We start from the raw sequence: 24,159 nt of genomic DNA on the forward strand, positions 1-24,159 counted from the left end.
ATGCAACAATTGGCATCACCATTAAAACCGAAAGGTTTTAAAAAGTTTGTGATCGTTGCAACGGTGATATCGGCTACCATGCTAGAATTGATCGATACCACCATTGTAAACGTAGCATTATCAAATATCAGCGGGAACTTAGGTGCCACCATTGAAGATGCGTCTTGGATCGTAACAGCTTACGCGATTGCTAACGTAATCGTAATCCCGATGACGGGCTTCTTAGCCAGCTATTTCGGGCGTAAAAATTACTACCTCACATCTATTATCATATTCACTTTTGCCTCGTTTATGTGCGGCAACTCCACGAACCTTTGGGAACTGGTAGCTTGGCGCTTCATACAAGGTATCGGTGGTGGTGCATTGCTCTCCACTTCGCAGTCGATCTTATTCGACACATACGAAACATCGGAACGTCCGACCGCCTCTGCCATCTTTGGTATGGGTGTAATTATCGGGCCTACGGTTGGTCCTACTTTAGGTGGCTATATCGTAGACTCTTATCACTGGTCGTACATCTTTGATATCAACATCCCGGTGGGGATTTTAGCGGCATTCTTGGTTTATTCATTTATTGATAAACAGCCGTACGAGTACAAAATTGACAGGAAGAAGATCAAGATTGATTATATCGGCATCGCATTATTGTGTTTGTGGGTAGGCTCTTTACAATACATACTGGAAAAAGGACAATCAGAAGACTGGTTTCAAGCAAAACATATCGTGGTATTAACTGTAGTTGCAGTTATATCCTTTGTAGGATTTGTGTGGTGGGAATTGAAGACGGATGCGCCAGCAGTGAATTTGAAAGTGTTGAAGAATAGAACGCTGGCCATCACCACGGTATTAACCTTTATCATGGGTATGGGTATCTACTGTTCGATGTTCGTATACCCGGTATGGATGCAGCAGATCATGGGCTTTACGCCTACATTGACGGGTGAGTCGTTATTGCCGGGTGCGGTAGTGGCCGCCTTTATGATGCCGCTTGTAGCGCGTGCTATTATGAAAGGTGTGGCGCCGAAGTACTTGATCACTTGTGGTTTCACGATTTTCGCATTTTTCTGTTTCTGGATGGCTAGCGCTAGTTCTGAAGCAGGTGCAGAATTCTTCTTTATACCATTATTATTACGTGGTGTGGGTATGGCCATGTTGAGCGTACCATTAACGAACCAAGCCGTATCGGGTTTGCAACCAATGGAAATGCCGCAAGGTATCGCGATCAACAACATGTTACGCCAGTTGGGTGGTTCATTCGGTATTGCCTTTATGAACACTTACGTGGCAACACAATACGCTACACACCGTATCCAGATGTTACAGTACGCAAATAGCGACAATCCCATCGCCGTTAACCAATTGAATCAAACTGCGCAAAGTATGATTGCAAAAGGTGTTCAACCTTCAGCAGCACACGATGTGGCACTGAAAGTAATGGATGGTATTGTAACGAAACAAGCATATGTACTGACTTATCTCGATGCATTCCGAATTGTAGGTATTTTCTTTATCTGCGTATTGCCATTAATGTTCTTCGTGAAGAAGAGGAATTTGAGCAAAGACGCGATGAAAGAAGCATCAGAACATGCACACTAATATTTTGTGTGCCGTATTTATCAACGAATTAATACAATGAAAAAGATATTTTATTCACTCTTCGCTTTAGCTAGTCTTGTTGCCGTAAATGCACAAGCGCAACAAGTGCCTAGTGATTTACAAACACTGGTGAATCAAAGCTTCGATCACTTCGCCGACATCAAAGCGATGAAGGCGCAACAAGCGATTGCAGGCGACAGAACGCAAATCACTAAAGCTAGCCGCTTACCGGAAGTAAACGGTTCATTGCAATACCAACACTTGTACCCGGTACCTAAAATGAATTTGGGCGACGCGGTATTCCAAGCCATTCCTTCGGAAAGCTTGAATGTTGGCGTAACCGGTCGTCAATTATTGCTCGACTTCGGTAAAAGCAACAGCGTGATCGATCATGCAAAAGCACAACAGAACTTATTAGGCATTCAAACAGAAGAAGCGAAAGAAATTCTCGCTTACCAAGTTGCGAATGTGTACTTGAACATAGCTTTCTTAACAAAAGAAATCGAAGTACAAGATGCGAACATTAAGCTGTTGGAAGAAACAGAGAAAATGGTGTCGAACAAGTTGAAGAATGGTGATGCGATTGATTTGGATTTGATCAATACCCAAGTGAAATTGGAAAACTACCGTAACCATAAAGTAGAGTTTGAAAGTCAATTGGAAAAACAAATGGCGAACTTAACTTACTTAACGGGCGTAGACTACAAAGAAGCCATTAAGAATGACTTTAACTGGCCTGCAAAAACAAACGTTGCACCTGGTGATGCATTAACCGAGAATGCTTCTTTAAAAACAGCCTTGGAACAAGAAAAGGTGGCAGAACTGGATTTGAAAACAGCTAAATCTCAATACACGCCTAGCTTATTCCTCGATGCCGGTACCGGTATTAAAAATGGTTACTTACCAGACGTAGGAACCCCTAAGTGGAACTTCAACGCCGGTGTTACTTTAAACGTACCGATTTACAATGGTAAGAAATTGCGTTACCAAGAAAGTATCGCTAACCACCAACTAGAAATCGCGAAAATCAACACCCAAGGTGTAAATGATAAATTGAGAAAAGATGTAGCTACACAAAACGCCGACATCGTTTCTAACCAAAAGAAATTACAAACCTCTGAAACCTTGGTAAAACAAGCAGAAAGAGCATTACAGTTGGCACAATCACGCTACAAAAACGGCGTGGTAACCTACCTCGACTTACAGAATGCACAAACCTCTGTACTCGAAGCCCAACTGTCAAGAATTCAATATCAATACCAATTATCGATATCAAGCTTGGAATTATTGCATTTAACAGGCAACCAGTTTTGGAGATAGGCGCTATTGATTTTTCGTAGTAGTGTGTTTTAATTTCCCCTCCACGAAAGTGGAGGGGAAATTTGTTTTTAGGGGAAATGATCCCTAAAGGGGTGATTTTCTTGTTTTGTACTAGAATCCGTCCCTTTAGGGTATAATTCTTGTGAATTTCCCTTGTTTTGGCTATGGCAACATCCCTTTAGGGTATAATCAATGCCCATCTAGTTTAGATTATGCCAGATGCAGTAACTTTATTGTTGTTAATCGCAAAGCCATATGAATGAAAACCTACAATTCCTCCTCATCATGCTCGGGCTGAGCCTTATGCTTCTCCTATTTGCCATTTTGAACCCTAATTGGCTGTTTCAGCCTAATGAGCGCGTATATGGGCTTGGATCTATTATTAAATATTTCGGCAGAACTACCGCTCGGTGGGTTGTAGGGATATTGGGCGGGATTGGATTGTTGGGATGTATGTTTATTGGGTATTTGATGTTAAGTCATTGATTTATTCAGCAATTTATTCTTGGTTGTATTTATTCCGTATCTTTAATTAATTGAAAATGAACAAAGTTTATTAGGCCCAAAATTAGGTTTGATTAATCCCCAGTGTAATAGCCAATTGGATTCATACAAAATCATATGGCTCAAACATGCCTATACATCCTGCTTAATCAAACTCATATAATGCTTTAATAATGTAACAGAAAGAATGTTGATAGCCATATTTATCTTTTAACATTTGACTTAGATATTATTTTTTAATTTTGAACTTAACTTTAAAGTGAATTGTTTACGAGGGAAAATAGTTTATTATGGAAGAGTACGAGCGCTTGATGTTTATACCTTTCATAAAGAAGGCTCGAATTTGAGCGAATTTCAAAAGTTTATTGAAAAATTCAAATTAAATGAGAAATATAGGAAGGATTTTGATGAAATTATTGCTACTATAGACTTATTTGGAAGGTACGGAGTTGATGAAAAGCGTTTCAGGCCTAAAGGTGAGTTAAATGTAGAAGCCCTCTTAAATGGTCCATGTGAACTTCGCCTATATTTAATTCCTTGTGGTAAATGTGCAATTATTCTTTGTAATGGAGATGTAAAGATTGCAGATAAAGTGCAAAATTGTCCTAATTGTAAACCGCATTGGCAATTAACAAGTGAATTAGAAAAAGAATTACGAGAAAGAATTATTGAAGGAGAGACTAAATGGAAGTTCAAAGGGAATACTCAAGAACTGGCTGGAAATTTATTTTTTGAACTAGGAAATTGTGATTAACCCTAAAAGTACAAACTATGCAGAATGAATTACAAAAATTAATTAATCAAATTCCTGAAGATGCAAGCCGAAAGGTTGAATTGTCGTTTTTATTCACCCAGAGAATTTTAGATATTCTTGAGAAAAAAGGGATGTCGCAGAAGGAATTGGCTGTTAAATTGAAGAAATCTGAATCTGAGATAAGTAAATGGATGAAAGGAGCGCAGAACTTTACTTTTGAGACTGTTGCTAAAATTGAAATTGCTTTAGGTGAGAAAATAATTATTATTCCAGGTGTTGAGGAATTGCCAGAACCCGTACACGAAATAGGGTGGTCAACAGAAATGCATTTTGATCATAATACTAAGCAGGATTTGTTTACAACTCTAATAGATATTCCCAACATGCATTATATTATTGAACGAAAACGTGCGCCTTTTTTTTCGCCTACACCACAACATTTAGACGATTTCTTAATCGTGGATATGATGTCCGATAAAAAACATACAAAATACATTTGGAAGGCAAATACTAAGAATGGAATATTAAATAAAAAAATGACGTTGTTACCATATTAATATGAAGTACAATCTACAGATGCGGGATTTATACATTGATAGTTTTCAATGTGAATTAAACCCTAAAGACAATAAAGAATCATTAAAAGTTATACTAGATGTGGCTTCCGAGTTGGGATATTCTCAGAATATTGAAACAATGGTTGCAGTAAAAATTACAGTTGTTCTAAAATTAGAGAATGAATCTCAAAGTGGAGCTTTACCTTTTGTAAAGGTTGGAGAAATAAGTACAGTTAATGTGTTTGATTGTACTTTAGAAGCTACTAGAACAAAAGTAATTAATGGTGAAATAATCGTCGAAGATGAATTGCTTAATTTCATGATAAATATTGCATATAATAATACTCGAGGATTATTAAGGGAACGAGGTAATGGAACTTTAATGGGGAATATTGTATTGCCCTTAATGGGGCCAGAAGGAATTAATCCACAGAATAGGAAGTAACCGAAATCCAAAACTAATTATAGCAGTGCCCTTGTTTACCACAAGGGCATTTTTTATTATGATACTTACTCTATTAGAACTATTATTTCGTAAACCGACATTTTACCCTTATCTTTAGGTAAATTGTCTGTATGAAAGTAGCCGCGAAAAAATCATCTACCCAAAAAGCACCTACAAAAGGTAAAGTGGTGTATATGATATTAGGAGGGGAGAAGAATATTCACCGTGCTGTGAATAGCGAGCTGGATTACTTGGATCTTAGTATTCATGGAATTCCTAAATCGTCTATTATCAGCATTGCCGAATACCTCGATATTCCCATGAAGGATATGGCCGACTTGGTGAACCTTTCACCCAAAACCCTAGAACGCAAAAAGAACACCGATCTACTCAGCGAAGTCGTCTCTTCGCAAGCCATTGAAATTGCTTCCACCATTGCCCACGGCATCGAAGTGTTCGACGATATGGAAACATTCAAACATTGGCTCAATAAAGAAAACCGTGCCATCGCAGGAAAGAAACCATTGGAGATTATGAATACGGCTACCGGTCTCAAAATCATCAACACTATCTTAACCCGCATCGAAGAAGGCGTTTACTCATGATCGTTTATAGAATTGTAAAAGACGCCAAGCGCGCACATGATTTAAGTGGTAAAGGCGCTTTTTTAGTAGGCGGTAGATGGAATAGCGAAGGAATATTCATGCTGTATACCAGCGAATCCCAATCACTCGCCTTCCTCGAAACACTCGTGCATTTCGACCCATCCGAAATTCCACAACACCTCTACGTCATGAAAATCGATATCAGCGACAGTGCCCCGCTATACCGGTTACCCAGTACAAAGTTGCCCAAAAACTGGCGTGATACTGATCATATCCAACTGAAAGAAATCGGCGATAACTTCTGCCGTAATAAAAGATCATTGGTTATGAAAGTACCATCCGCTGTATTACCCACCGAGTTCAATTATGTCCTCAACCCACTTTTCCCACGTTTTCACGATTTAGTAAAAGTAGTAAGCGTAGAACCATTGGCGGTCGACAAAAGGTTTGGGCATTAAAAAACGCTTTGATCTTTCAACCAAAGCGTTCTATCAATATTTGTAATATCAATTATTTCATGCTGCGAACAATGCCCAGTTCGAGCCCGCGTAATTCTGCAAGCCCACGTAAACGACCAATAGCACTGTAGCCAGGGTTTGTTTTCTTCTTCAGATCATCGAGCATTTGATGACCATGGTCTGGACGCATCGGGATGCTGATGTTTCTTTTATTCATCACCGTTACAATCGCTTTCACTACTTCGTACATATCTACATCGCCATCGAGGTGGTCGGCTTCGTAGAAGTTGCCAAGGGCATCGCGTTTCGTACTACGGAGGTGAATGAAGTGAATATGTTCGCCTAAACGGTCTACCATACCGGGTAAATCATTGTCTTCGCGTACACCGTAAGAACCTGTGCAGAAGCACAAACCATTAGCAGGTGAAGGAGCCGTTGCTAATAACTCGCGGGCATCTTGTTCCGTGCTAACAACGCGTGGTAAGCCAAGGATGGGGAATGGAGGGTCGTCGGGATGAATCGCTAATTTAATGCCTACTTCTTCTGCTACCGGTACAATTTGTTGTAGGAAGTAGAACAGGTGAAGTTTCAGCTTAATGGCATCTACATCTTTGTATTTATCGAGGGCTGCTTGGAATTGTTGCAGGGTAAATGATTCTTCCGAACCAGGTAAACCGGCAATAATATTCCTTTGTAGTAATAATTTATCTTCATCCGTCATGCTATCAAACAACTCCTTCGCACGCCAGATTTCTTCTTCTGGGTATTGGTTCTCAGCACCGGGGCGTTGTAAGATGAATACATCGAACGCGATAAAAGCTGCTTTATCAAACCTTAGTGCTTTCGAGCCATCGGGCAGGGTGTAGGCAAGATCGGTACGTGTCCAATCAAGCACGGGCATAAAATTGTAAGTAACGATCTTAATACCGCATGCAGCTAGGTTACGGAGCGATTGTTGGTAATTCTTGATATAATCTTTAAAACGGCCTGTTTGGGTTTTAATATCTTCATGAACAGGTACACTTTCTACAACAGACCAAACCAAGCCTTCTGCTTCAATTTGTTTTTTACGGAGCATAATTTCTTCTTTGCTCCATGTTGTTCCATTAGGAATATGGTGTAAAGCTGTTACAATCCCGGTTGCGCCGGCTTGCTTTATATCTTGTAAACTAACCGGGTCGTTGGGGCCAAACCAGCGCCAAGTTTGTTCCATTCTCAACATATCAACGTGCAATTTATAAATGATTAGATGATGGTTCGGGCCCAAAAATAGAATCTCCCTGCGAAAATCCTAGTACTGCCGATCATTTTTATCTTTTTAAAAATACGGATTTTGCTAAACCGCTTGGTATCAATTGTTTGTTAAGGAGCAATAAGTATCACCACCAAGTCCATCACATTCGTATGTGTAGCCCCGGTTTTCAATAAGCTCCCGGTTTGTTCGAAGAAGGGGTAAGCGTTATTCGCTTGAAGATAAGATGCCCCGTTTTGCATAGTTGTCATGATATCCGCAGAAGCATATGCCCCGGCTGCATCAGTAGGACCATCTTTGCCATCTGTTCCGGCGCATAATATGGTAATACCCGGCGTATTATGTAGGGCTAAGCCGGCAGCCAATGCCATTTCTTGGTTTCTTCCTCCCAATCCTTCTCCTTTCACAGTAACGGTGCTTTCACCACCTGCTAATAAACAAGCTGGGGTAGCACCATCATAAGCCATGGCTTGTTCGATGAATTGTTGACCCAAATCCCGGGCTTCCCCGCTGAAATGCTGTTGTAATACTGTTACATGGTACCCCAATTCGCTCGCTTTCTCTGCCGCTGCTTGTATAGCCGTTTCGTTGGTGGCAATTAATTGGTAGAAAGTATGCTCAAAGGCAATGTCACTAGGGAATGGTGTTTCGTGGTTTTTCTCTTGTAAATGGGTAGCAATAGAAGCCGGTACCTGGTCGAGCAATTGGTATTTCTTCAATACCGCTAAAGCGTCTTTAATCGTACTAGGATCACCTACAGTAGGTCCCGAGCCTATCACGGATGGATCGTTCCCCGGTACATCGGAAATGGCGAGCGTAAATAAGGTAGATGGATATACCATCTTTGCTAACTGCCCACCTTTCAGGTATGATAAATGCTTGCGTACCACGTTCATCTCGCTAATATTCGCCCCGGAACGTAATAACAACTTGGAAAGCACTTGCATGTCTTCCAAGGTAACACCTTCTACAACATCTGCTAACAATGCCGAGGCGCCACCCGATAATAGGAAAATTAGTACATCCCCTTCTTTCAGTTGCTCGCAAAAAGCACGCATCTTCTCTCCCGCGGCAATGCTAGCTTCGCCCGGGGTAGGATGGTCGGCTTTAAACAGTTCCATGTTGGTGAAAGTATGTGCGGGTATTTCTTGCGTAACTGCTAAACCTGCTTGTATACGCGTGCCTAATATTTGCTCGGCGCTTAATAGCATAGATGCGGCGGCTTTACCTGCCGCGGCGATATAAATGCTGGCTGTAGGGGGAATGGGCTTACCGGCTACAAAAACCTGGTCGTTCTGAATGGTAATAAAACGAGGTAAAAGTGCTTGCGGTTGAACGGCATGCACAGCTTGGGTAAAAATCTGCTGCGCGTGTTGAACGGCCTGCATACTATAAGGCTTCGCTACGTGATTCTCTACGTTGTTGTTTGCGATCCATTTTAGCCTCCAGCTGCTCTTTCTTCTTTAATTCCCAATCATTCCACTTCTTGTATTGCGAAGGTGTTAACACCGTTTTAAAACGCTGCGTACGCTCATTGTTTAAGTCCTTGATTTGCTGCATACGGTCGCGCTTCGATACACTTGTATCGCGTCTTAACGCATCCAGCTTTTTGAAGGTATCCTCGTTAATTTCGCGGACTTGTTTACTCTGCACTTTGTTCAAACTCAATTGCCTATCGAGTTTATCACCCATTTTGTCGGCTTTCCCTTCGGCTGTCCAACGTGTTTTTCTAGCGCTTGTATCTTGCGCTTGTGCGGCATGGGTTCCGATGATCAGCATGGCGGCCATCATCATGGAGGAGGCGATGACTAGTTTCATAAAATCAGTTAAAATATCCCGTTTAAATACCATTCGTAAAAATTATGCTAATAATATATTACCAGCACTAATGTTTTGTTAAATTTAGCAATTAAATACATACAGAAAACACCCTTTTTGTAGTGTTTTGCTTTTGAAAAAATGCCAAAATCTAGATCGATCGCAGTGTCAATCTTTAGAAGACAGCCTATTTTATTATTCTAATCAACAAATTAAACCGCAATGACAGCAGGATTTTCCTTTCCCGGAAAGTCGCGGCAATTACCGCTGCGTAAGCGTAAAGGCTTACCGGGAATATCGTTTTACAAGCACAAAACATTGTATGGCGTAGTGGGTTTATTGATGGCAGCGATGGGAGCCAAAGCACAAGCTACGTTCCCTGTAAACGGTGTAAATGCACCCCGCGAAGCATGTTATGCTTTCACCCACGCCACCATTGTAAAGGATGGTGTAAGTAAACTCAATGATGCTACCCTTCTCATCCGCGACGGTAAAATCGTGGCTGCCGGCAATGGTGTTGCCATTCCTAAAGATGCCGTAGTAGTAGATTGTAACGGAAAATACATTTACCCTTCCTTCATTGATGCTTATAGCGATTACGGTACTACAGCCGCTAGTCGTCAACGTAACTTCAATGCAGCCCCCCAATTCATTTCTAATGCAAAAGGTCCGTACGGTTGGAACCAAGCTATTAAAAGCGAATTCAACGTTGTACAATCTTTCGTAGTAGATGATGCAAAAGCGAAAAGCTACCGCGATGCTGGTTTTGGTGTAGTATTAACCCACCAAGCCGACGGTATTGCCCGCGGAACAGGTGCTATTGTTACTTTAGCAAGCGACCGTGAAAACAAAGTGATTTTGAAAGAAAAAGCTTCTGCTCACTACTCTTTCGAAAAAGGTTCTTCTACCCAAGATTACCCAAGCTCGCTCATGGGCTCTATCGCTTTGTTACGCCAATCTTTCTTAGATGCACAATGGTATAAATCCAATCCTGCTAAAGAAGGTGTAAACTTAAGCCTCCAAGCTTGGAACGATAATCAACCTTTACTCCAAATCTTCGAAGCAAACGATAAATGGAACGCGCTCCGCGCCGATAAAATAGGCGACGAGTTCGGTGTTCAATACGTCATTAAAGCCGGCGGTAACGAATACCAACGCATCGCCGATATGCAAGCTACCAAAGCTACTTTCATCTTGCCGGTGAACTATCCTGCCGTAATGGACGTGGAAGATCCCAATGATGCAAGGTTCGTAGCCGTTAGCGAATTAAAACACTGGGAATTAGCTCCCACCGAAGCCGGTGCCTTCGAAAAAGCGAATATCCCGTTTGTACTTACTGCTGCCGATCTGAAAGACACAAAGTCGTTCATCGCAAACGTACGCAAAGCCATTCAATATGGACTTAGCGAACAACGTGCTATCGACGCCCTCACGAAAGCGCCTGCAACTTTGTTGAAAGTATACGACAAAGTAGGTAGCCTCGATGCCGGTAAACTCGCGAACTTCTTTATTGCTTCTGGTCCTGTTTTCAACGATGGTACTGTTATCTATCAAAACTGGGTACAAGGCAATAAATATGTTGTGAACGACGATGCATGGAAAGATATCCGCGGCACATACACCTTACAAGCCAACAACGCTTCTTACACAGTTGAATTGAAAGGTAGCGCAGCTAGTCCTTCTCTAACAGTGATTAAAGGCGATACTTTAACCGGTAAACTTGATGTAAGCGGTCAATTAGTAAAATTGAATGTACCCCTTACAAAAGATAACAAGCAGCAATTACGCCTAAGCGGTGTTATGGGCGATGCCGGTTGGGCCGGTAATGGTGTTGATGAAAATGGTAAACCCGTTTTGTGGACACTCGCGTTCAATAAAGCATTCACGCCTAAAGCTGATGCCGACAAGAAAAAAGATACCCCGGTACTCGGTAAACTCTATTTCCCTTTCAGTGGATACGGAGCCGAAACAGCGCCTAAACAAGAAGATATCCTCATTCGCAATGCCACTGTGTGGACAAGCGAAAAGGATGGTAAACTTGAAAATACAGATGTATTAATCAAAGGCGGCAAAATCGCGCAAGTAGGTAAGAACCTTGCTGCCAGTAGTGCACGCGTAATTGATGGTACAGGTAAGCACTTAACGGCCGGTATTATCGATGAACACTCGCACATAGCTATTAGCCGCGGTGTAAACGAAGGCACACAGTCTGTTACTTCTGAAGTAAGAATCGCCGACGTATTAAACCCAGATGATATCAATATCTACCGTCAATTAAGTGGTGGTGTTACAACTTCTCATTTGTTGCATGGTTCTGCGAACGTAATTGGTGGACAAACCCAGTTAATTAAACTGCGTTGGGGTGTAAACGCCGAGCAGTTAAAATTTGCGAATTGGGATCCATTTATCAAGTTCGCTTTGGGTGAAAACGTAAAACAATCTAACTGGGGCGATCGCCAAACAGTGCGTTTCCCACAAACACGTATGGGTGTTGAACAATTGTTAGTAGATGCCTTTACCCGTGCTCGCGATTACGAAAAACAAGGCGCTAATAAACGCCGCGATTTGGAATTGGACGCATTGGTTGAAATCTTGAATAAGAAACGTTTCATTACTTGTCACTCTTACGTACAAAGTGAGATCAACATGCTGATGAAAGTAGCCGATCGTTTCAACTTCACCGTAAACACTTTCACCCACATTTTAGAAGGTTATAAAGTAGCTGATAAAATGAAAACCCATGGTGCAGGCGCTTCTACATTTGCCGATTGGTGGGCATATAAAATGGAAGTAACCGATGCTATCCCACAAAATGCTAGCATTATGCAACGTGTAGGCTTAACAGTAGCAATCAACTCCGATGATGCTGAAATGGCTCGCCGCCTCAACCAAGAAGCTGCGAAAAGTGTGAAGTACGGAAGCATGAACGAGCTTGATGCTTTGAACATGGTCACCATTAACCCAGCGAAACTTTTACACATCGCGGATCGTACAGGTTCAATTAAGGTGGGTAAAGATGCCGACGTGGTATTGTGGAGCGATCATCCATTAAGCATCTACGCGAAAGCAGAAAAAACAATTGTAGATGGTACCGTGTATTTCGACCGTGAACAAGATTTGAAACTGCGTGATCGTATTGCGAAAGAAAAAGCTGCTTTGATTCAAAAAGCGTTGAATGAAAAGAAAAGAGGTGGCCCAACACAACGCGCCGTGCCTACAATCGACGTGTTATGGCATTGTGAAGATGAAGAACGCGGTCATCAAAAACAATTATTCGACGAACACGATGTAATGGAAACAACAGCATCACAATCTTCACACTAAAAACGACATCATTTATGAAAAAAATAGTTAGTGTAATGATGGGGTGCTACTTAGCTACTACATTACACGCACAAGAAAACGTTTACCCAGCACCACAGCAATCACAAACGATTGCCATCGTGAACGCTACTGTTCATACTGGAACAGGACAAGTATTACCCAATTCTTCCATCATTATAGAAAAAGGTAAAATTGTTGCCATTGGTGGTAACGCTGCTGCCGGCGCAAAAGTGATCGACGCAAAAGGGAAACATGTATACCCAGGCATTATTGCACCAGATACAGAACTCGGCTTAACAGAATTTGAAAGCGTACGCGCCACGAACGACTTTGCCGAGGTGGGCGATATCAACCCATCTATCCGTAGCATTGTTTCTTACAATGCCGATTCTAAAGTAATCGGAACATTAAGAAGCAATGGTATTTTGTTAGCAGGCATTACCCCTCGCGGTGGTTTACTAAGTGGTAGCTCTTCTGTAGTACAACTCGATGCTTGGAACTGGGAAGATGCTGCGTACAAATCAGATAACGGTATTCACTTCAATATGCCGCGTTTAATGGCGCGTTCTAACCCCTTTGGTGCATCAGCCAGTGGCCCTTCGAACGATGCTGTAAAAGCAGCTATGACGAGAATTGAAAGCGTACGCGAGTTCTTCCGCGAAGCAAAGACGTATTTGGAAACCCCGCAACACAGCGAAACCAACTTGAAGTACGAAGCTGTAAAAGGCTTGTTCAACAAATCACAGAAGTTGTTTATTCACTGTGATCTTGTAAAAGAAATGTTGGTAGCCATGGATATCGCGAAAGAATTCAACTTCGATGTAGTGATTGTAGGTGGTACAGATGCTTATTTGATCGCTGATTTATTGGCGAAAAGTAACATCCCTGTTATCTTGAATCAACCGCATAGCTTGCCTGTTAACCAGGACGATGCGGTAGATCAACCATATGCTACAGCTGCTCAATTGCAAAAAGCAGGTGTGCTGTTCTGTATCGCGAACGAAGGTTTCTGGCAACAAAGAAACTTGATGTTCAATGCCGGTACAGCAGGTGCTTATGGTTTGTCCAAAGAGGAAGCTTTAAGTGCTATTACTTTGAATGCTGCGAAGATTCTTGGTATTGCTGCGCAAACGGGTTCTTTAGAAGTAGGTAAAGATGCTAATATTGTGATTAGTACAGGTGATATCTTGGATATGAAATCAAGCGTTATTACAAATGCTTTCATTCAAGGTCGTGAAGTGAGTTTGGATAATAAACAATCCCAATTAGCAGAAAGATACAAGCATAAGTATAACTTACAATAAGCTTATACCACCAATTGAAAAGGCGTTCTCTGCATGTAGAGAACGCCTTTTTTCTTTCCCTTCAGCCCAAAAAAAATCACCTTCCGAAAAATCGAAAGGTGATCCTAATTGTTGTGTCAGTTAAATATTATTCAGCCGTAACGAGTACGTAGTTTTTCTTGCCTTTTGCAACAAGAATATACTTGTCGTTCCAAAGGAAAGAACTATCTACAACTAATTCTTGTGCTGTTACTTTTTCTGTATTAATGCTCAAACCACCATTTTGTAACATCTTACGCGCCTCACCTTTACTTGGGAAGATTTGCGTATTTGTCATGAAGGTTAAAACGTCAATGCCAGCTGCTAGTTCAGCTTTCGTAATTGTAGCTTGTTGAACACCGGCCATTACTTTCTTTACATCCACATCACTCAATGATTTCAATGCATCAAGGCTAAGTTTGCCGAACAAGAAATCGGTTGTCATCATAGCCAATTCTAATTCTTGTTGACCGTGGATGAAAGCTGTTACTTCTTGCGCTAAGCGTTTTTGTAACGTGTATTTACCTTTATCCAAGTTGTGTTCTGCAATAATGCTAGAGATTTCGTTTTGATCGAGGAAAGTAAATGTTTTGATCCATTGCTCAGCATCTTCATCAGTACAACGTAACCAGAATTGGTAGAACTCGTACGGTGTAGTTTTGCTGGCATCCAACCAAATGTTACCTTTTTCAGATTTACCGAACTTCGTACCATCCGCTTTCTTCACAAGTGGGCAAGTGAAGGCAAACGCTTCACCACCACCTTTTCTACGGATCATTTCGGTACCTGTAACGATATTACCCCACTGATCGGAACCGCCCATTTGTAAGCGACAGTTCTTCTCATTATATAAATGGTAGTAATCGTATCCTTGGATCAATTGGTAAGAAAACTCGGTAAATGACATACCGTTATCGCCTTCAATTCTTTTCTTAACAGAATCTTTCGCCATCATGTAGTTCACGGTAATATGTTTACCTACATCACGGATAAAGTGAAGGAACGAAATGTTTTTAAACCAATCGTAGTTATTCACCATTTCGGCTGCATTGGGCTTAGCAGGATCGAAATCGAGATATTTTTCGAGTTGAGCCTTAATGCAACGTTGATTGTGTTGGAGCGTTTCTTCATCCAACATTTTCCTTTCTTCGGCTTTGAAAGAAGGGTCGCCTACCATACCGGTAGCGCCACCAACAAGAGCAAGCGGTTTGTGGCCAGCGCGTTGCAAATGTTTTAACAGCATGATGGGAACCAAGTTACCAATGTGCAACGAATCCGCTGTAGGATCGAAGCCAACATAACCGGTTGTCATCTCTTTTTGTAATTGTTCTTCCGTGCCTGGCATCATATCCTGCACCATTCCACGCCAGCGCAGTTCTTCTATGAGGTTCATCGTGTAAACAAAATTTTTGCGAAGGTACTAAATAAGGGCCAGTTTGTACCTGGTTACCCACTAACACGGCTAAATTAGTATCTTTATAGTCGATTTTTCACCCCCAAATACAACCATGCAATGAAAAAGCTACTCACCCTCCTCTTGGCATGCAGCCTCGCTACCGTAGCAAGTGCACAATGCAATGCGTTTTACTACTTAACAAAGAATACAAAAGTCGAAATTTCCATCTACGACGGCGCCGGGGCATTAACCGGTAAACAAAACGTAGCCGTAACCGATGTGAAAAATAACGGGAAAGCGGTTGTTTCCACCGTACATTCTGTTTTTACAGATAAGAATGGCAAAGAAATTACTACCAGCGACGGCAAATTCTCTTGTGATGGCGACCAATTCGCCATTGATATGGTGTCGAACCTACCTTCCCAATTAAAGAATGCTAAACTGACCCTTAAATCCGGCCAGTCGGAATTAAACTACCCTTCGAAGCTCTCCGTAGGGCAACACTTACCCGACAATTCCCTGGAAATGGAAACGGAGTCGGGCAACATGAAAATGAACTTGTCTTACAAGGTGTACGCTCGCAAGGTAGAGTTGAAGGAAAACGTGAAAACACCTGCTGGCGCCTGGGATTGCTATAAGATTGTGAGTAAATCGGATGTGAAAATTACAATGATGGGAAAAGTGGTACCCATGAATATGACCATGGTAGAATGGTTTGCCCCTAATTTCGGTATTGTAAAAACGGAAAGTATTTCGGCAGATGGGAAGGGGATGGGTAGTACAGTATTAACTGCCTTAAAAAAATAACCCACGCTGCAGGCTTACCCGCAGCATGGGTCAATATCTATTATACACGTGGTTTCCACGGAATTTCTTCTACTTGCAAGATGTGAGCTGTATAACGGCCCAACACAAACAGGTAATCGCTTAACCGGTTGAGGTATTGGAGTACTTTGGGCTCAATAAACATACCCTCTTCCTGCATTTGTACACAATGGCGCTCGGCACGGCGGCATACACAGCGAGCAATATGACAAGTAGAAACCGCTACATGTCCACCTGGTAATACGAAAAACTTCATCGGGGGAAGGATCTCATTCATTTTATCGATTTCTTTTTCCAGCAAGGTAATATCGCCTTCGTGCAAATCGGGAATAGCCATTTTGGTTTCTTTATCCGGGTCGGTTGCCAAAGCGGCGCCTACAGTGAAAAGGCGGTCTTGGATTTCTTTTAGCATGGCTTTGGTGCCGGGTTCTGCCATATAATCGTTCACGAGGCCAATGTAGGAATTGAGTTCGTCGACGGTGCCGTAAGATTCTATGCGGATATGGGATTTGGGAACTTTCGTTCCACCGATCAAGGAAGTTTTCCCTTTATCGCCTGTTTTGGTATATATTTTTAAAGCCATGGTATATAAATAAAAATGATACTTGTAAAATGAAGGTTTCCCTACGAAATTACAAATATCATTTTTAAATATAGGCGGCTACGCTTAGTGGGTAGCAGTTAAGTATTTTGGATTGCGGCGATCGGTTTCTATCAAGCCATCGCGCAAGCGCACGATTCTATGAGCGTGTTCGGCGATGTCTTCTTCGTGGGTAACGAGTACTACTGTATTGCCACCAGCATGGATTTTGTCGAATATTTCCATGATTTCCACGGATGTTTTCGTATCCAAGTTACCGGTAGGCTCATCGGCGAGAATCAACGATGGGTCATTAACCAATGCGCGGGCAATCGCCACACGTTGACACTGGCCACCCGATAATTCGTTGGGTTTGTGTTTATAGCGTGAGCCCAAACCTACTTTCTCGATCATTTGCATGGCTTTTTCTTCCCTTTCTTTTTTGTTTACACCGGCATAAATCAGGGGAACAGCCACGTTTTCGAGGGCAGTTAAGCGGGGCATGAGGTTGAATTGTTGGAATACGAAGCCAATTTCCTTGTTACGAACAAGGGCAAGGGCATCGTCGGGCATCGTGGAAACGTCGTGTCCAGAAAGCACGTATTTACCACCAGTAGGAGTGTCTAAACAGCCTAGGATATTCATCAGCGTAGACTTACCAGAGCCGGAAGGGCCCATAAGGGCTACGTATTCATTTTTAAAAATATCCAACGAAACGCCTTTTAAAACGGGAAGTTCATTATTCCCGATTTTATAGCTTTTGCGGATGTCCTCGAGGTGTATTACACTCTGTGCCATGGTTATTTCTTAATTACTTTAGGAACTTGGAAATATTCGTTATTGGCCGAAGGTGCGTTGCGTAGGGCTTCTTCACGAGTGATGGTAGGCTTCACTACATCTTCACGGAGCATGTTTACTTCTTCGGTTAAATGGATTAAGGGTTTGACTTGCGTAGTATCGAGTTCGCCTAATTTTTCGACCATCGTGATCATATTTTGTAAGTCCTTTTGGATGGTGGCCTTTTCTGAAGGATCGAATTCCAAACGGGCAAGATTGGCTAGTTGGTCGATTAAAGCGTCATTCACTTCCATAAAATCAAATTAAGCGAAAAATATAAAATAATTGGAATGTTACTATATAGTGAATCAAAAATAGTGATAAACGGTGGAAATCCCTACAGTTAAGTATTGTAAGCATTGTGAAAACGCTGTTAAGATTTAACAAGCGATCTGTAGACAACTTTTATTAAATTGCGCCTCATTATGGCAACAGAAAAGGAAATAGTAGTTAGCGGTATCCGCTCTACCGGGTTTTTACATTTAGGCAACTATTTTGGTGCAATTGCAAATTACATCAGAATGCAGGAAGAGTTTAACTGTTATTTTTTCGTAGCAGATTGGCATTCGCTTACAACCCATCCTGATCCAAAGGACTTACGTTCAAACGTTTACCGCGTTTTGGCTGAAAATATCGGTTCGGGCCTCGATCCCGAAAAAGTAACCTTGTACGCTCAAAGCGATATCCCTGAAATCGCGGAATTGTACTTGTTATTAAACATGCTCGCTTATTTGGGTGAGCTAGAAAAAGTACCTACGTTCAAAGAAAAAGTTCGCTTAAACCCGAACAACGTGAATGCAGGTTTATTAACTTACCCAGTATTAATGTCGGCAGATATCCTTATCCACAAAGCTGTAAAAGTGCCGGTAGGTAAAGACCAAGAACAACACTTGGAAATGAGCCGTAATTACGCGCAACGTTTCAATGCTCGCTACGGTGAATTGTTCCCAGAGCCAATGCCTTTCAACTATGGCGATAGCTTGGTGAAAATTCCAAGTCTCGATGGTAAAGGAAAAATGAGTAAAAGCGAAAACCAAATGGCAACTTTGTATTTGGCTGATGATGACGATTTAATCATCAAAAAACTGAAAAAAGCAGTTTCTGGTGATGCTCCAAAAGTACCAAACAGTCCGAAAACAGAGCTGATTGAAAACTTATTCTCCTTGTTGAGATTAGTTTCTACGCCAGACGTTGTGGCTGAATTCGAAGCAAAATGGAACGATTGTACCATCCGTTTCGGCGATATGAAAGGTCAACTTGGAGAAGATATGGTGAAATTCATTTCCCCTATCCGCGAAAAAGCGAAAGCCATCCAAGAAGATCATGCGTACCTCCAAAAAGTATTGAAACAAGGTGCTGAGAAAGCAAGAGAAAGCGCCGTTAAAACTTTATCAGAAGCAAGAAAATTGATCGGTATTCATTACTACTAGTCGATACCATCTCAAAAAATTAATACAGTACGGGCCAGCTTTATGCAAGATGTTAACGATTCTCACATCTTGTATAAAGCTGTTCCCTTTCACACTAACAGCATTATACTTCCCTGCATGGCAAAAAATAAGATCAAGCATATAGCGATTGCCGGAAATATCGGCGCGGGCAAAACAACGTTAACAGAAATGTTGGCCAAACATTACAAATGGGTGCCGCAATTCGAAGATGTAGAACATAATCCTTATCTCAACGACTTCTACGAAGACATGCCACGCTGGTCGTTCAACCTGCAAATCTATTTCTTGCATAGCCGTATCAAGCAATTGGTAGATAATGCACATGGTCGTGATACCGTTATTCAAGATCGTACCATTTACGAAGATGCCCACATCTTTGCACCGAACTTGTACGAAATGGGTTTAATGACAAAACGCGATTTCGATAACTATTTCAACTTCTTCGAAACATTGAAATCAATGGTTCGCCCGCCAGATTTGTTAATTTATTTACAAGCATCTGTACCTACTTTGGTAGCACAAATCCAGAAGCGTGGCCGCGAATACGAAGAGAATATTCGCTTAGATTATTTGAAAAGATTGAATGAATATTATAACAATTGGATCGAGAAATATACAGAAGGTCCTTTGTTGATCATTGATGTAGATAAAAACAAATTCCCTGAAAGTGAAGCAGACCTCGGCGAAATTATTTCCCGTGTAGATGCTGAGTTGTACGGGTTGTTCTAATGGTTATACACAACATTATTGAATGCTTGCAATCGAATAGGTTGCAAGCATTTTTTGTTAGAGCAGTTTTACATTTGATGAATGTAGCCTATATCATTTTTCAAAAAATGAAAATAGTGATTCGCTTGAAAGGCTTTCCTGTATTTAGATGTAGCGTATATTGAAAAAGTGGATTTGAAATAGTTGCGTAGAAAATTTGGGATGAATAATCTTTCCATTAGTTTCGAATACGTAAAATAAACATTGTTTGTAACCAACCATATCCATGAAGCAAATTGTATTCATTGTTAGCCTGTGTAGTAGCTTGTATAGCACTGCTCAACCATCATTATGGAGGAATGTCCACCATATTGTATATGCTCGCACGTTTAGTGCCAACCATCATTTGCCTGCATCGCATTTGCTGAACCAAGCTAGGCTCGGTAATCTAAAAAGGTCTTCCACTTCGGTACTGTACGAGAGCCGGTTTTTATTGCCGGGTGTAGGTATCTATTCATGTGTGTTTGCTACACCATTGGGCAACGGAGGCATAGGAGTGTCATTCGGTGCCGTTGGAGATCGCTATTTTAAAGAGCAGCAATTTGGTATTGCGTATGGAATGAACATTAATACATCCATGCAAGTGGGTGCACAGTTCAATTATGTGAGTGCAACGGGAGAAGGGCTACAGCGTGAATTTGCAGTAGTACCAGAAGTGGCATGGCTTTGTCATATTACACCTGCTTTATCACTGGGTTTGCAATGGTATAATATCGGGGGAAGTTATGTCATAAAACAAACGTTATTACAAATACCTGTGATCGTAACTGTAGGAATAGGCTACGAAATTAGTGAACAAGTACTGTTAGAAGTTGTTTGTGTGAAGGCATCTCAATCCTCGCTAACCGCCGCCATGAAGCTGTTATACGAACCTGTAAAATTTCTCCAAATTCAATTAAGTACGGCTTTTCAACCTAGCATGCAGGCCATATCTTTTCGCTGGAAGCGGGGCAAGATGGGGTATGGAATAGGCGGAAGTTACCATGTACAATTAGGCATTTCACCTAATGTTTTATTGATATGGCAATAAAATCTATTACCTGTTTGTTGTGGTGCGTAATCAGTATTCAACTATTTGCGCAGCAGCAAGAAACTTGGCAAAGTGAGTTGCAATTGGAAGCACAGGCAGTTCAAGAAGATGCACAAGAAAATGAAGATCAACAATACCAATTACGCCATTGGCAAAGAAAACCATTACAACTAAATACAGCTACCGCCGAAGATTTAGCAGCGTTGGGATGTTTACATCCATTACAAATTGCCGCTATTCTATCGTACCGTACATTGCTGGGTGATTTTATTAGCATCTACGAATTACAAGCAGTACCAGGATTGGATCTATTGACCATTCGACAAATGTTGCCATACATTGTAGTGGGCAGAGATATGGCAATGAAATTTTCTATACAACAAATACTTACAGGCGGCGATCATACTTTCCGCCTACGATTAGGTAGTGTATTGGAAAAGGCGCGGGGCTTTAAAATACGAGATACCCTTGGGAAGCAATATGTAGGTGATAGAATGAAAGTGCTTTTACGGTATAAGTATCAATTTGGGCAGCAAGCGAGTTGGGGATTTTTAGTAGAGAAAGATGCCGGGGAGCGCTATTGGAGTAAGTACGGCGTGGATTTTTCCAGCTTTCATTTTATGCTGGCCCATCAAAAACATGTTAAAAAGCTCATACTGGGTGATTATGTTGTGAACCTAGGACAAGGATTAATTCAATGGCATAGTATGGCTTATAGTATGGGTAATGATGCAATGTTGATTAAAAAAGATAATGAAGTAATACGACCCTATACATCGGCCGGGGAGTATTATTTCTACCGGGGTGCAGCTATTACATTTGAAGTACCCAAAACAATGGTCACAGCATTCGTATCACGAAGAAGATTGGATGCTATTATGAATGAAGATAGCTTGTTGCAAGCGAATGCCAGCATCCAAAGTAGCGGGTACCATAGAACAGCGCTAGAAATAGCACGTATGCAGCAATTCACACAATATACTGCCGGTGGACAAATACGTTGGTCGAAACAACAATCAAAATTAAATCTCAATGTAATTCACCACCATTTCAGTAGCAACATAAAAAGGGGAGATGCCTTATACCAAGTGCTATCATTTACAGGAAAAGCAGCCACCAATATCAGCACAGACTATAGCTTGAATTGGCGCAACATGCATCTATTTGGAGAAATAGCATATGAATTGGGGAAAGGTTGGGCTTCTGTGCAAGGCGCATTAGCTAGTCTTCATAAAGACGTGGATATCTCGATTTTATACCGCTATTACAACAAGCAATATCATGGTCGATATGCGCGGGCATTCGGGCAACAAAGTAACGTAACCAATGAAATTGGTGTATATACAGGTTTCCAATGGCGGTTTAACCGAGAAGTGCAGTTGTCGGCATTCATAGATGTGTATAAGTTTCCTTGGCTTAAATACTTGGTGCCCGCACCTTCAAGCGGGGTATCGGCTTCCGTTACATTACAGTATACGCCAAGCAAGCAAACCAGTTGCTTTTTAAGGTATACCAGCCAGCATGCAGAAGAACAAGTTATAGTACCGGGGAAGCATGCTTATAATTTAGTAGGTAAGCAAGTGCAAGTGGCCCGTTGCCAGGTAGTACATAAACTTTCGGAGTTAGGGCAAATGAAGGTACGGTACGAGTCGAAGTGGTATCGTTCAACTACGCAACAAACGGGATGGATGCTATATTGTGAGTGGCAGCAACGTATTCCTCGTTCCACGGTAAAGATAAGAAGTAGGCTAACGCGTTTTGATGTAGGAGGTAGTGATAGCAGGATGTACGTGGTAACAGGTAACCAACTATTTGATCAAAGTATAATGCAATACAGCGGGGAAGGTTGGCAATACTATGTTTACCTGGATTATAAATTGGCAAGGAAACTCCAAATAACAGGGAGTATTCAACACCTGCATATACCAGGCAGAACGAGTTTAGGTAGTGGGTGGGACGAGATAGAAGGGCCTCGAAGTACACAATGTATGATTCAATGTACTTGGGGTTTGTGAGGAACGGGGGAAATAGGAGTGTTTGGGGTATAAGGGGACTAGCATACTGGTAGGTTAATGCTGAAATAAAGGGTATTGAATATCTAATTCATTGAAAACGTATTAGTTAACTAAAAATCACAAAAGCAATTTATTCACCGCAGTGAGCAAAATGCACGCCCATACAGGATTGTAGCTTATTTGAAAAAGTAAAATCCTTATTTTATAATATCTTCCAATGTTATCCTAATGTTCTTCTAATGTTCTTTCAATGTTATCCCAATATTGTAGATATATTCTCCATATAGGCAGATCAATCGTTACAGTATAGGAATCTTATTGCTAATCAATAGGTAATCAAAAAATCCCAGTAAGTGTGTAAGTAACACTCGTAAAGCTACCCAAGCAAATGGCGAGAATAACGCGATACGACAAATATGCCGCCATACAGTTGCTATAGATGAACCTGGTAAATCATGGTCCATTTATCAAACTGGGCAGCAGCCCCCGGTTTCTTTTACCACGAGTCCTGTAACCAATAAAAGGCCGAAGCAATACAGGTCTAATCCTTGGAAATACGTATCATGGTAAATTCGTCCTCCTGCCCAGTTAATATATTTTAATACTTGTTGGTTGAACACTTATTCTAAGGAACATGGTATTTAGAAAAGCAAAATAAACTTAATGGAAAAATCACAAAAGCGAGTGATGCAGCGGGAAAGTTAGTACTGTAGCGCGATTGGGGAGTTTGTAGATAGATGTTTGAGCTGATGTTTGATATGTCAAATATTGATTCATGCTATTAAAGGAGTGGCCCTGGTACAGTATTTGTTACGACTTGTATCGAACTGGTGACCTGGTTTTAACTTTCCGAGTGGAAAATATTTTTTTAAAAAGTGGGCATTAGTTGCAACTTTATGCCCGCTTAAACGTCATTATAGTAAGCGCACGGATGAATACATAGCCACGGAATGCAAAAAATGATTGTTCGGAACCATCTATTAGTATATATAATTATCTAGTTGGGTAAATTATAGCTTGAAAGACCGTCATACGAACCATATTATATATTGAATAATTATATATGTGAAATTTTCTTGTTTTTCCCTAGAAAAATGAACGAATCGATATAAAAACAGGTTATACCTGGGAAGCCCGGGTAAATCCTAGTTATATCTACTTTCTCGAAAAAATGGCATTATTCCCGTAAGATTGGAGGTTAATAAGCTGATAATTAAATAATTATAAATAATTGGTGATTTAGATTTTGATTGACACCTTACTGATCATCAAGTGAACCGGTTCACACGGGCCGGTTTTTTT

The 24,159-nt window shown here is 41.2% G+C and carries 22 protein-coding genes; 15 read left to right on the top strand and 7 right to left on the bottom strand.

Going from position 1 to position 24,159, the window contains the following annotated elements; translation table 11 throughout:
- The 8 genes from LX64_RS02905 (at position 1) to LX64_RS02940 (ending at position 6,239) form a co-directional block, all read left to right on the top strand.
- Positions 1–1,596, top strand: a complete 1,596-nt coding sequence (locus LX64_RS02905) for an MDR family MFS transporter (protein ID WP_111596091.1) — start codon at positions 1–3, stop codon at positions 1,594–1,596.
- 36 nt (positions 1,597–1,632) lie between these two features.
- Positions 1,633–2,916 carry a TolC family protein gene (locus LX64_RS02910; RefSeq protein WP_111596092.1) on the top strand — a complete coding sequence of 428 codons (1,284 nt, stop codon included), beginning with the start codon at positions 1,633–1,635 and terminating at the stop codon, positions 2,914–2,916.
- 285 nt (positions 2,917–3,201) lie between these two features.
- The gene (locus tag LX64_RS26415) at positions 3,202–3,402 is read left to right on the top strand and encodes an Imm17 family immunity protein (RefSeq protein ID WP_394337177.1); all 201 of its coding nucleotides are present in this window, start codon (positions 3,202–3,204) and stop codon (positions 3,400–3,402) included.
- A 361-nt stretch (positions 3,403–3,763) separates the two neighbouring features.
- The gene (locus LX64_RS02920; protein WP_148707169.1) at positions 3,764–4,174 is read left to right on the top strand and encodes a hypothetical protein; all 411 of its coding nucleotides are present in this window, start codon (positions 3,764–3,766) and stop codon (positions 4,172–4,174) included.
- 17 nt (positions 4,175–4,191) lie between these two features.
- Positions 4,192–4,731, top strand: a complete 540-nt coding sequence (locus LX64_RS02925) for a helix-turn-helix domain-containing protein (RefSeq protein WP_111596095.1) — start codon at positions 4,192–4,194, stop codon at positions 4,729–4,731.
- Between the two features lies 1 nt (position 4,732).
- Complete coding sequence (locus LX64_RS02930; RefSeq protein WP_111596096.1) at positions 4,733–5,176, top strand: hypothetical protein; 444 nt, start codon at positions 4,733–4,735, stop codon at positions 5,174–5,176.
- Between the two features lie 131 nt (positions 5,177–5,307).
- The gene (parS, locus tag LX64_RS02935; protein WP_111596097.1) at positions 5,308–5,781 is read left to right on the top strand and encodes a type II RES/Xre toxin-antitoxin system antitoxin; all 474 of its coding nucleotides are present in this window, start codon (positions 5,308–5,310) and stop codon (positions 5,779–5,781) included.
- Positions 5,778–6,239: an RES family NAD+ phosphorylase gene (locus LX64_RS02940; protein ID WP_111596098.1), complete on the top strand. Its 462-nt coding sequence runs from the start codon at positions 5,778–5,780 to the stop codon at positions 6,237–6,239. Before parS ends, LX64_RS02940 begins: the two co-directional genes overlap by 4 nt.
- 52 nt (positions 6,240–6,291) lie before the next feature.
- Here the strand turns inward: LX64_RS02940 and uxuA are convergent, their stop codons facing one another.
- From uxuA to LX64_RS02955, 3 genes are all read right to left on the bottom strand, one after another.
- Positions 6,292–7,461 (bottom strand): mannonate dehydratase, encoded by a 1,170-nt coding sequence (gene uxuA, locus LX64_RS02945; RefSeq protein ID WP_111596099.1) that lies wholly within the window; start codon positions 7,459–7,461, stop codon positions 6,292–6,294.
- A gap of 140 nt (positions 7,462–7,601) precedes the next feature.
- Positions 7,602–8,879, bottom strand: coding sequence for a glycerate kinase type-2 family protein (locus tag LX64_RS02950; protein WP_111596100.1), 1,278 nt, complete (start codon positions 8,877–8,879; stop codon positions 7,602–7,604).
- Position 8,880: 1 nt separating this feature from the next.
- The gene (locus tag LX64_RS02955; protein ID WP_148707170.1) at positions 8,881–9,309 is read right to left on the bottom strand and encodes a hypothetical protein; all 429 of its coding nucleotides are present in this window, start codon (positions 9,307–9,309) and stop codon (positions 8,881–8,883) included.
- Between the two features lie 222 nt (positions 9,310–9,531).
- On the opposite strand from LX64_RS02955, the gene LX64_RS02960 reads away from it, so the two are divergent.
- Together LX64_RS02960 and LX64_RS02965 are read left to right on the top strand one after the other, a co-directional pair.
- Positions 9,532–12,633: an amidohydrolase family protein gene (locus LX64_RS02960; RefSeq protein WP_111596102.1), complete on the top strand. Its 3,102-nt coding sequence runs from the start codon at positions 9,532–9,534 to the stop codon at positions 12,631–12,633.
- A 14-nt stretch (positions 12,634–12,647) separates the two neighbouring features.
- The gene (locus LX64_RS02965; RefSeq protein ID WP_111596103.1) at positions 12,648–13,937 is read left to right on the top strand and encodes an amidohydrolase family protein; all 1,290 of its coding nucleotides are present in this window, start codon (positions 12,648–12,650) and stop codon (positions 13,935–13,937) included.
- A gap of 127 nt (positions 13,938–14,064) precedes the next feature.
- Here the strand turns inward: LX64_RS02965 and tyrS are convergent, their stop codons facing one another.
- Positions 14,065–15,348, bottom strand: a complete 1,284-nt coding sequence (gene tyrS / locus LX64_RS02970) for a tyrosine--tRNA ligase (protein ID WP_111596104.1) — start codon at positions 15,346–15,348, stop codon at positions 14,065–14,067.
- A gap of 120 nt (positions 15,349–15,468) precedes the next feature.
- Between tyrS and LX64_RS02975 the strand changes: the two genes are divergently transcribed.
- The gene (locus LX64_RS02975) at positions 15,469–16,158 is read left to right on the top strand and encodes a TapB family protein (protein WP_111596105.1); all 690 of its coding nucleotides are present in this window, start codon (positions 15,469–15,471) and stop codon (positions 16,156–16,158) included.
- 40 nt (positions 16,159–16,198) lie between these two features.
- Here LX64_RS02975 and LX64_RS02980 read toward each other — a convergent pair whose 3' ends face one another.
- From LX64_RS02980 to gatC, 3 genes are all read right to left on the bottom strand, one after another.
- Positions 16,199–16,759 carry a cob(I)yrinic acid a,c-diamide adenosyltransferase gene (locus tag LX64_RS02980; RefSeq protein WP_111596106.1) on the bottom strand — a complete coding sequence of 187 codons (561 nt, stop codon included), beginning with the start codon at positions 16,757–16,759 and terminating at the stop codon, positions 16,199–16,201.
- An 84-nt stretch (positions 16,760–16,843) separates the two neighbouring features.
- Positions 16,844–17,554 carry an ABC transporter ATP-binding protein gene (locus tag LX64_RS02985; protein ID WP_111596107.1) on the bottom strand — a complete coding sequence of 237 codons (711 nt, stop codon included), beginning with the start codon at positions 17,552–17,554 and terminating at the stop codon, positions 16,844–16,846.
- A gap of 2 nt (positions 17,555–17,556) precedes the next feature.
- Positions 17,557–17,847: an Asp-tRNA(Asn)/Glu-tRNA(Gln) amidotransferase subunit GatC gene (gatC, locus tag LX64_RS02990; RefSeq protein ID WP_111596108.1), complete on the bottom strand. Its 291-nt coding sequence runs from the start codon at positions 17,845–17,847 to the stop codon at positions 17,557–17,559.
- Between the two features lie 171 nt (positions 17,848–18,018).
- Between gatC and trpS the strand changes: the two genes are divergently transcribed.
- The 4 genes from trpS (at position 18,019) to LX64_RS03010 (ending at position 22,857) form a co-directional block, all read left to right on the top strand.
- A complete protein-coding gene (gene trpS, locus LX64_RS02995) occupies positions 18,019–19,023 on the top strand; it encodes a tryptophan--tRNA ligase (protein WP_111596109.1) in 1,005 nt (334 codons plus the stop codon).
- Positions 19,024–19,140: 117 nt separating this feature from the next.
- On the top strand, positions 19,141–19,773 hold the full coding sequence (locus LX64_RS03000) for a deoxynucleoside kinase (RefSeq protein ID WP_111596110.1): 633 nt from the start codon (positions 19,141–19,143) through the stop codon (positions 19,771–19,773).
- A 265-nt stretch (positions 19,774–20,038) separates the two neighbouring features.
- Positions 20,039–20,842, top strand: coding sequence for a hypothetical protein (locus LX64_RS03005; RefSeq protein WP_111596111.1), 804 nt, complete (start codon positions 20,039–20,041; stop codon positions 20,840–20,842).
- Positions 20,833–22,857: a ComEA family DNA-binding protein gene (locus tag LX64_RS03010; RefSeq protein ID WP_111596112.1), complete on the top strand. Its 2,025-nt coding sequence runs from the start codon at positions 20,833–20,835 to the stop codon at positions 22,855–22,857. The genes LX64_RS03005 and LX64_RS03010 overlap by 10 nt, the downstream gene beginning before the upstream one ends.
- Positions 22,858–24,159 lie beyond the last annotated feature (1,302 nt).

The organism is Chitinophaga skermanii, assembly GCF_003259335.1.
GTDB lineage: Bacteria > Bacteroidota > Bacteroidia > Chitinophagales > Chitinophagaceae > Chitinophaga > Chitinophaga skermanii.

Bases quoted from the DNA above. Each gene is read 5' to 3' on its own strand.
- LX64_RS02905 (WP_111596091.1), top strand. From the start codon at position 1: ATGCAACAATTGGCATCACCATTAAAACCGAAAGGTTTTAAAAAGTTT.
- LX64_RS02910 (WP_111596092.1), top strand. From the start codon at position 1,633: ATGAAAAAGATATTTTATTCACTCTTCGCTTTAGCTAGTCTTGTTGCC.
- LX64_RS26415 (WP_394337177.1), top strand. From the start codon at position 3,202: ATGCTCGGGCTGAGCCTTATGCTTCTCCTATTTGCCATTTTGAACCCT.
- LX64_RS02925 (WP_111596095.1), top strand. From the start codon at position 4,192: ATGCAGAATGAATTACAAAAATTAATTAATCAAATTCCTGAAGATGCA.
- LX64_RS02930 (WP_111596096.1), top strand. From the start codon at position 4,733: ATGAAGTACAATCTACAGATGCGGGATTTATACATTGATAGTTTTCAA.
- parS (WP_111596097.1), top strand. From the start codon at position 5,308: ATGAAAGTAGCCGCGAAAAAATCATCTACCCAAAAAGCACCTACAAAA.
- LX64_RS02940 (WP_111596098.1), top strand. From the start codon at position 5,778: ATGATCGTTTATAGAATTGTAAAAGACGCCAAGCGCGCACATGATTTA.
- uxuA (WP_111596099.1), bottom strand. From the start codon at position 7,461: ATGTTGAGAATGGAACAAACTTGGCGCTGGTTTGGCCCCAACGACCCG.
- LX64_RS02950 (WP_111596100.1), bottom strand. From the start codon at position 8,879: ATGCAGGCCGTTCAACACGCGCAGCAGATTTTTACCCAAGCTGTGCAT.
- LX64_RS02955 (WP_148707170.1), bottom strand. From the start codon at position 9,309: ATGAAACTAGTCATCGCCTCCTCCATGATGATGGCCGCCATGCTGATC.
- LX64_RS02960 (WP_111596102.1), top strand. From the start codon at position 9,532: ATGACAGCAGGATTTTCCTTTCCCGGAAAGTCGCGGCAATTACCGCTG.
- LX64_RS02965 (WP_111596103.1), top strand. From the start codon at position 12,648: ATGAAAAAAATAGTTAGTGTAATGATGGGGTGCTACTTAGCTACTACA.
- tyrS (WP_111596104.1), bottom strand. From the start codon at position 15,348: ATGAACCTCATAGAAGAACTGCGCTGGCGTGGAATGGTGCAGGATATG.
- LX64_RS02975 (WP_111596105.1), top strand. From the start codon at position 15,469: ATGAAAAAGCTACTCACCCTCCTCTTGGCATGCAGCCTCGCTACCGTA.
- LX64_RS02980 (WP_111596106.1), bottom strand. From the start codon at position 16,759: ATGGCTTTAAAAATATATACCAAAACAGGCGATAAAGGGAAAACTTCC.
- LX64_RS02985 (WP_111596107.1), bottom strand. From the start codon at position 17,554: ATGGCACAGAGTGTAATACACCTCGAGGACATCCGCAAAAGCTATAAA.
- gatC (WP_111596108.1), bottom strand. From the start codon at position 17,847: ATGGAAGTGAATGACGCTTTAATCGACCAACTAGCCAATCTTGCCCGT.
- trpS (WP_111596109.1), top strand. From the start codon at position 18,019: ATGGCAACAGAAAAGGAAATAGTAGTTAGCGGTATCCGCTCTACCGGG.
- LX64_RS03000 (WP_111596110.1), top strand. From the start codon at position 19,141: ATGGCAAAAAATAAGATCAAGCATATAGCGATTGCCGGAAATATCGGC.
- LX64_RS03005 (WP_111596111.1), top strand. From the start codon at position 20,039: ATGAAGCAAATTGTATTCATTGTTAGCCTGTGTAGTAGCTTGTATAGC.
- LX64_RS03010 (WP_111596112.1), top strand. From the start codon at position 20,833: ATGGCAATAAAATCTATTACCTGTTTGTTGTGGTGCGTAATCAGTATT.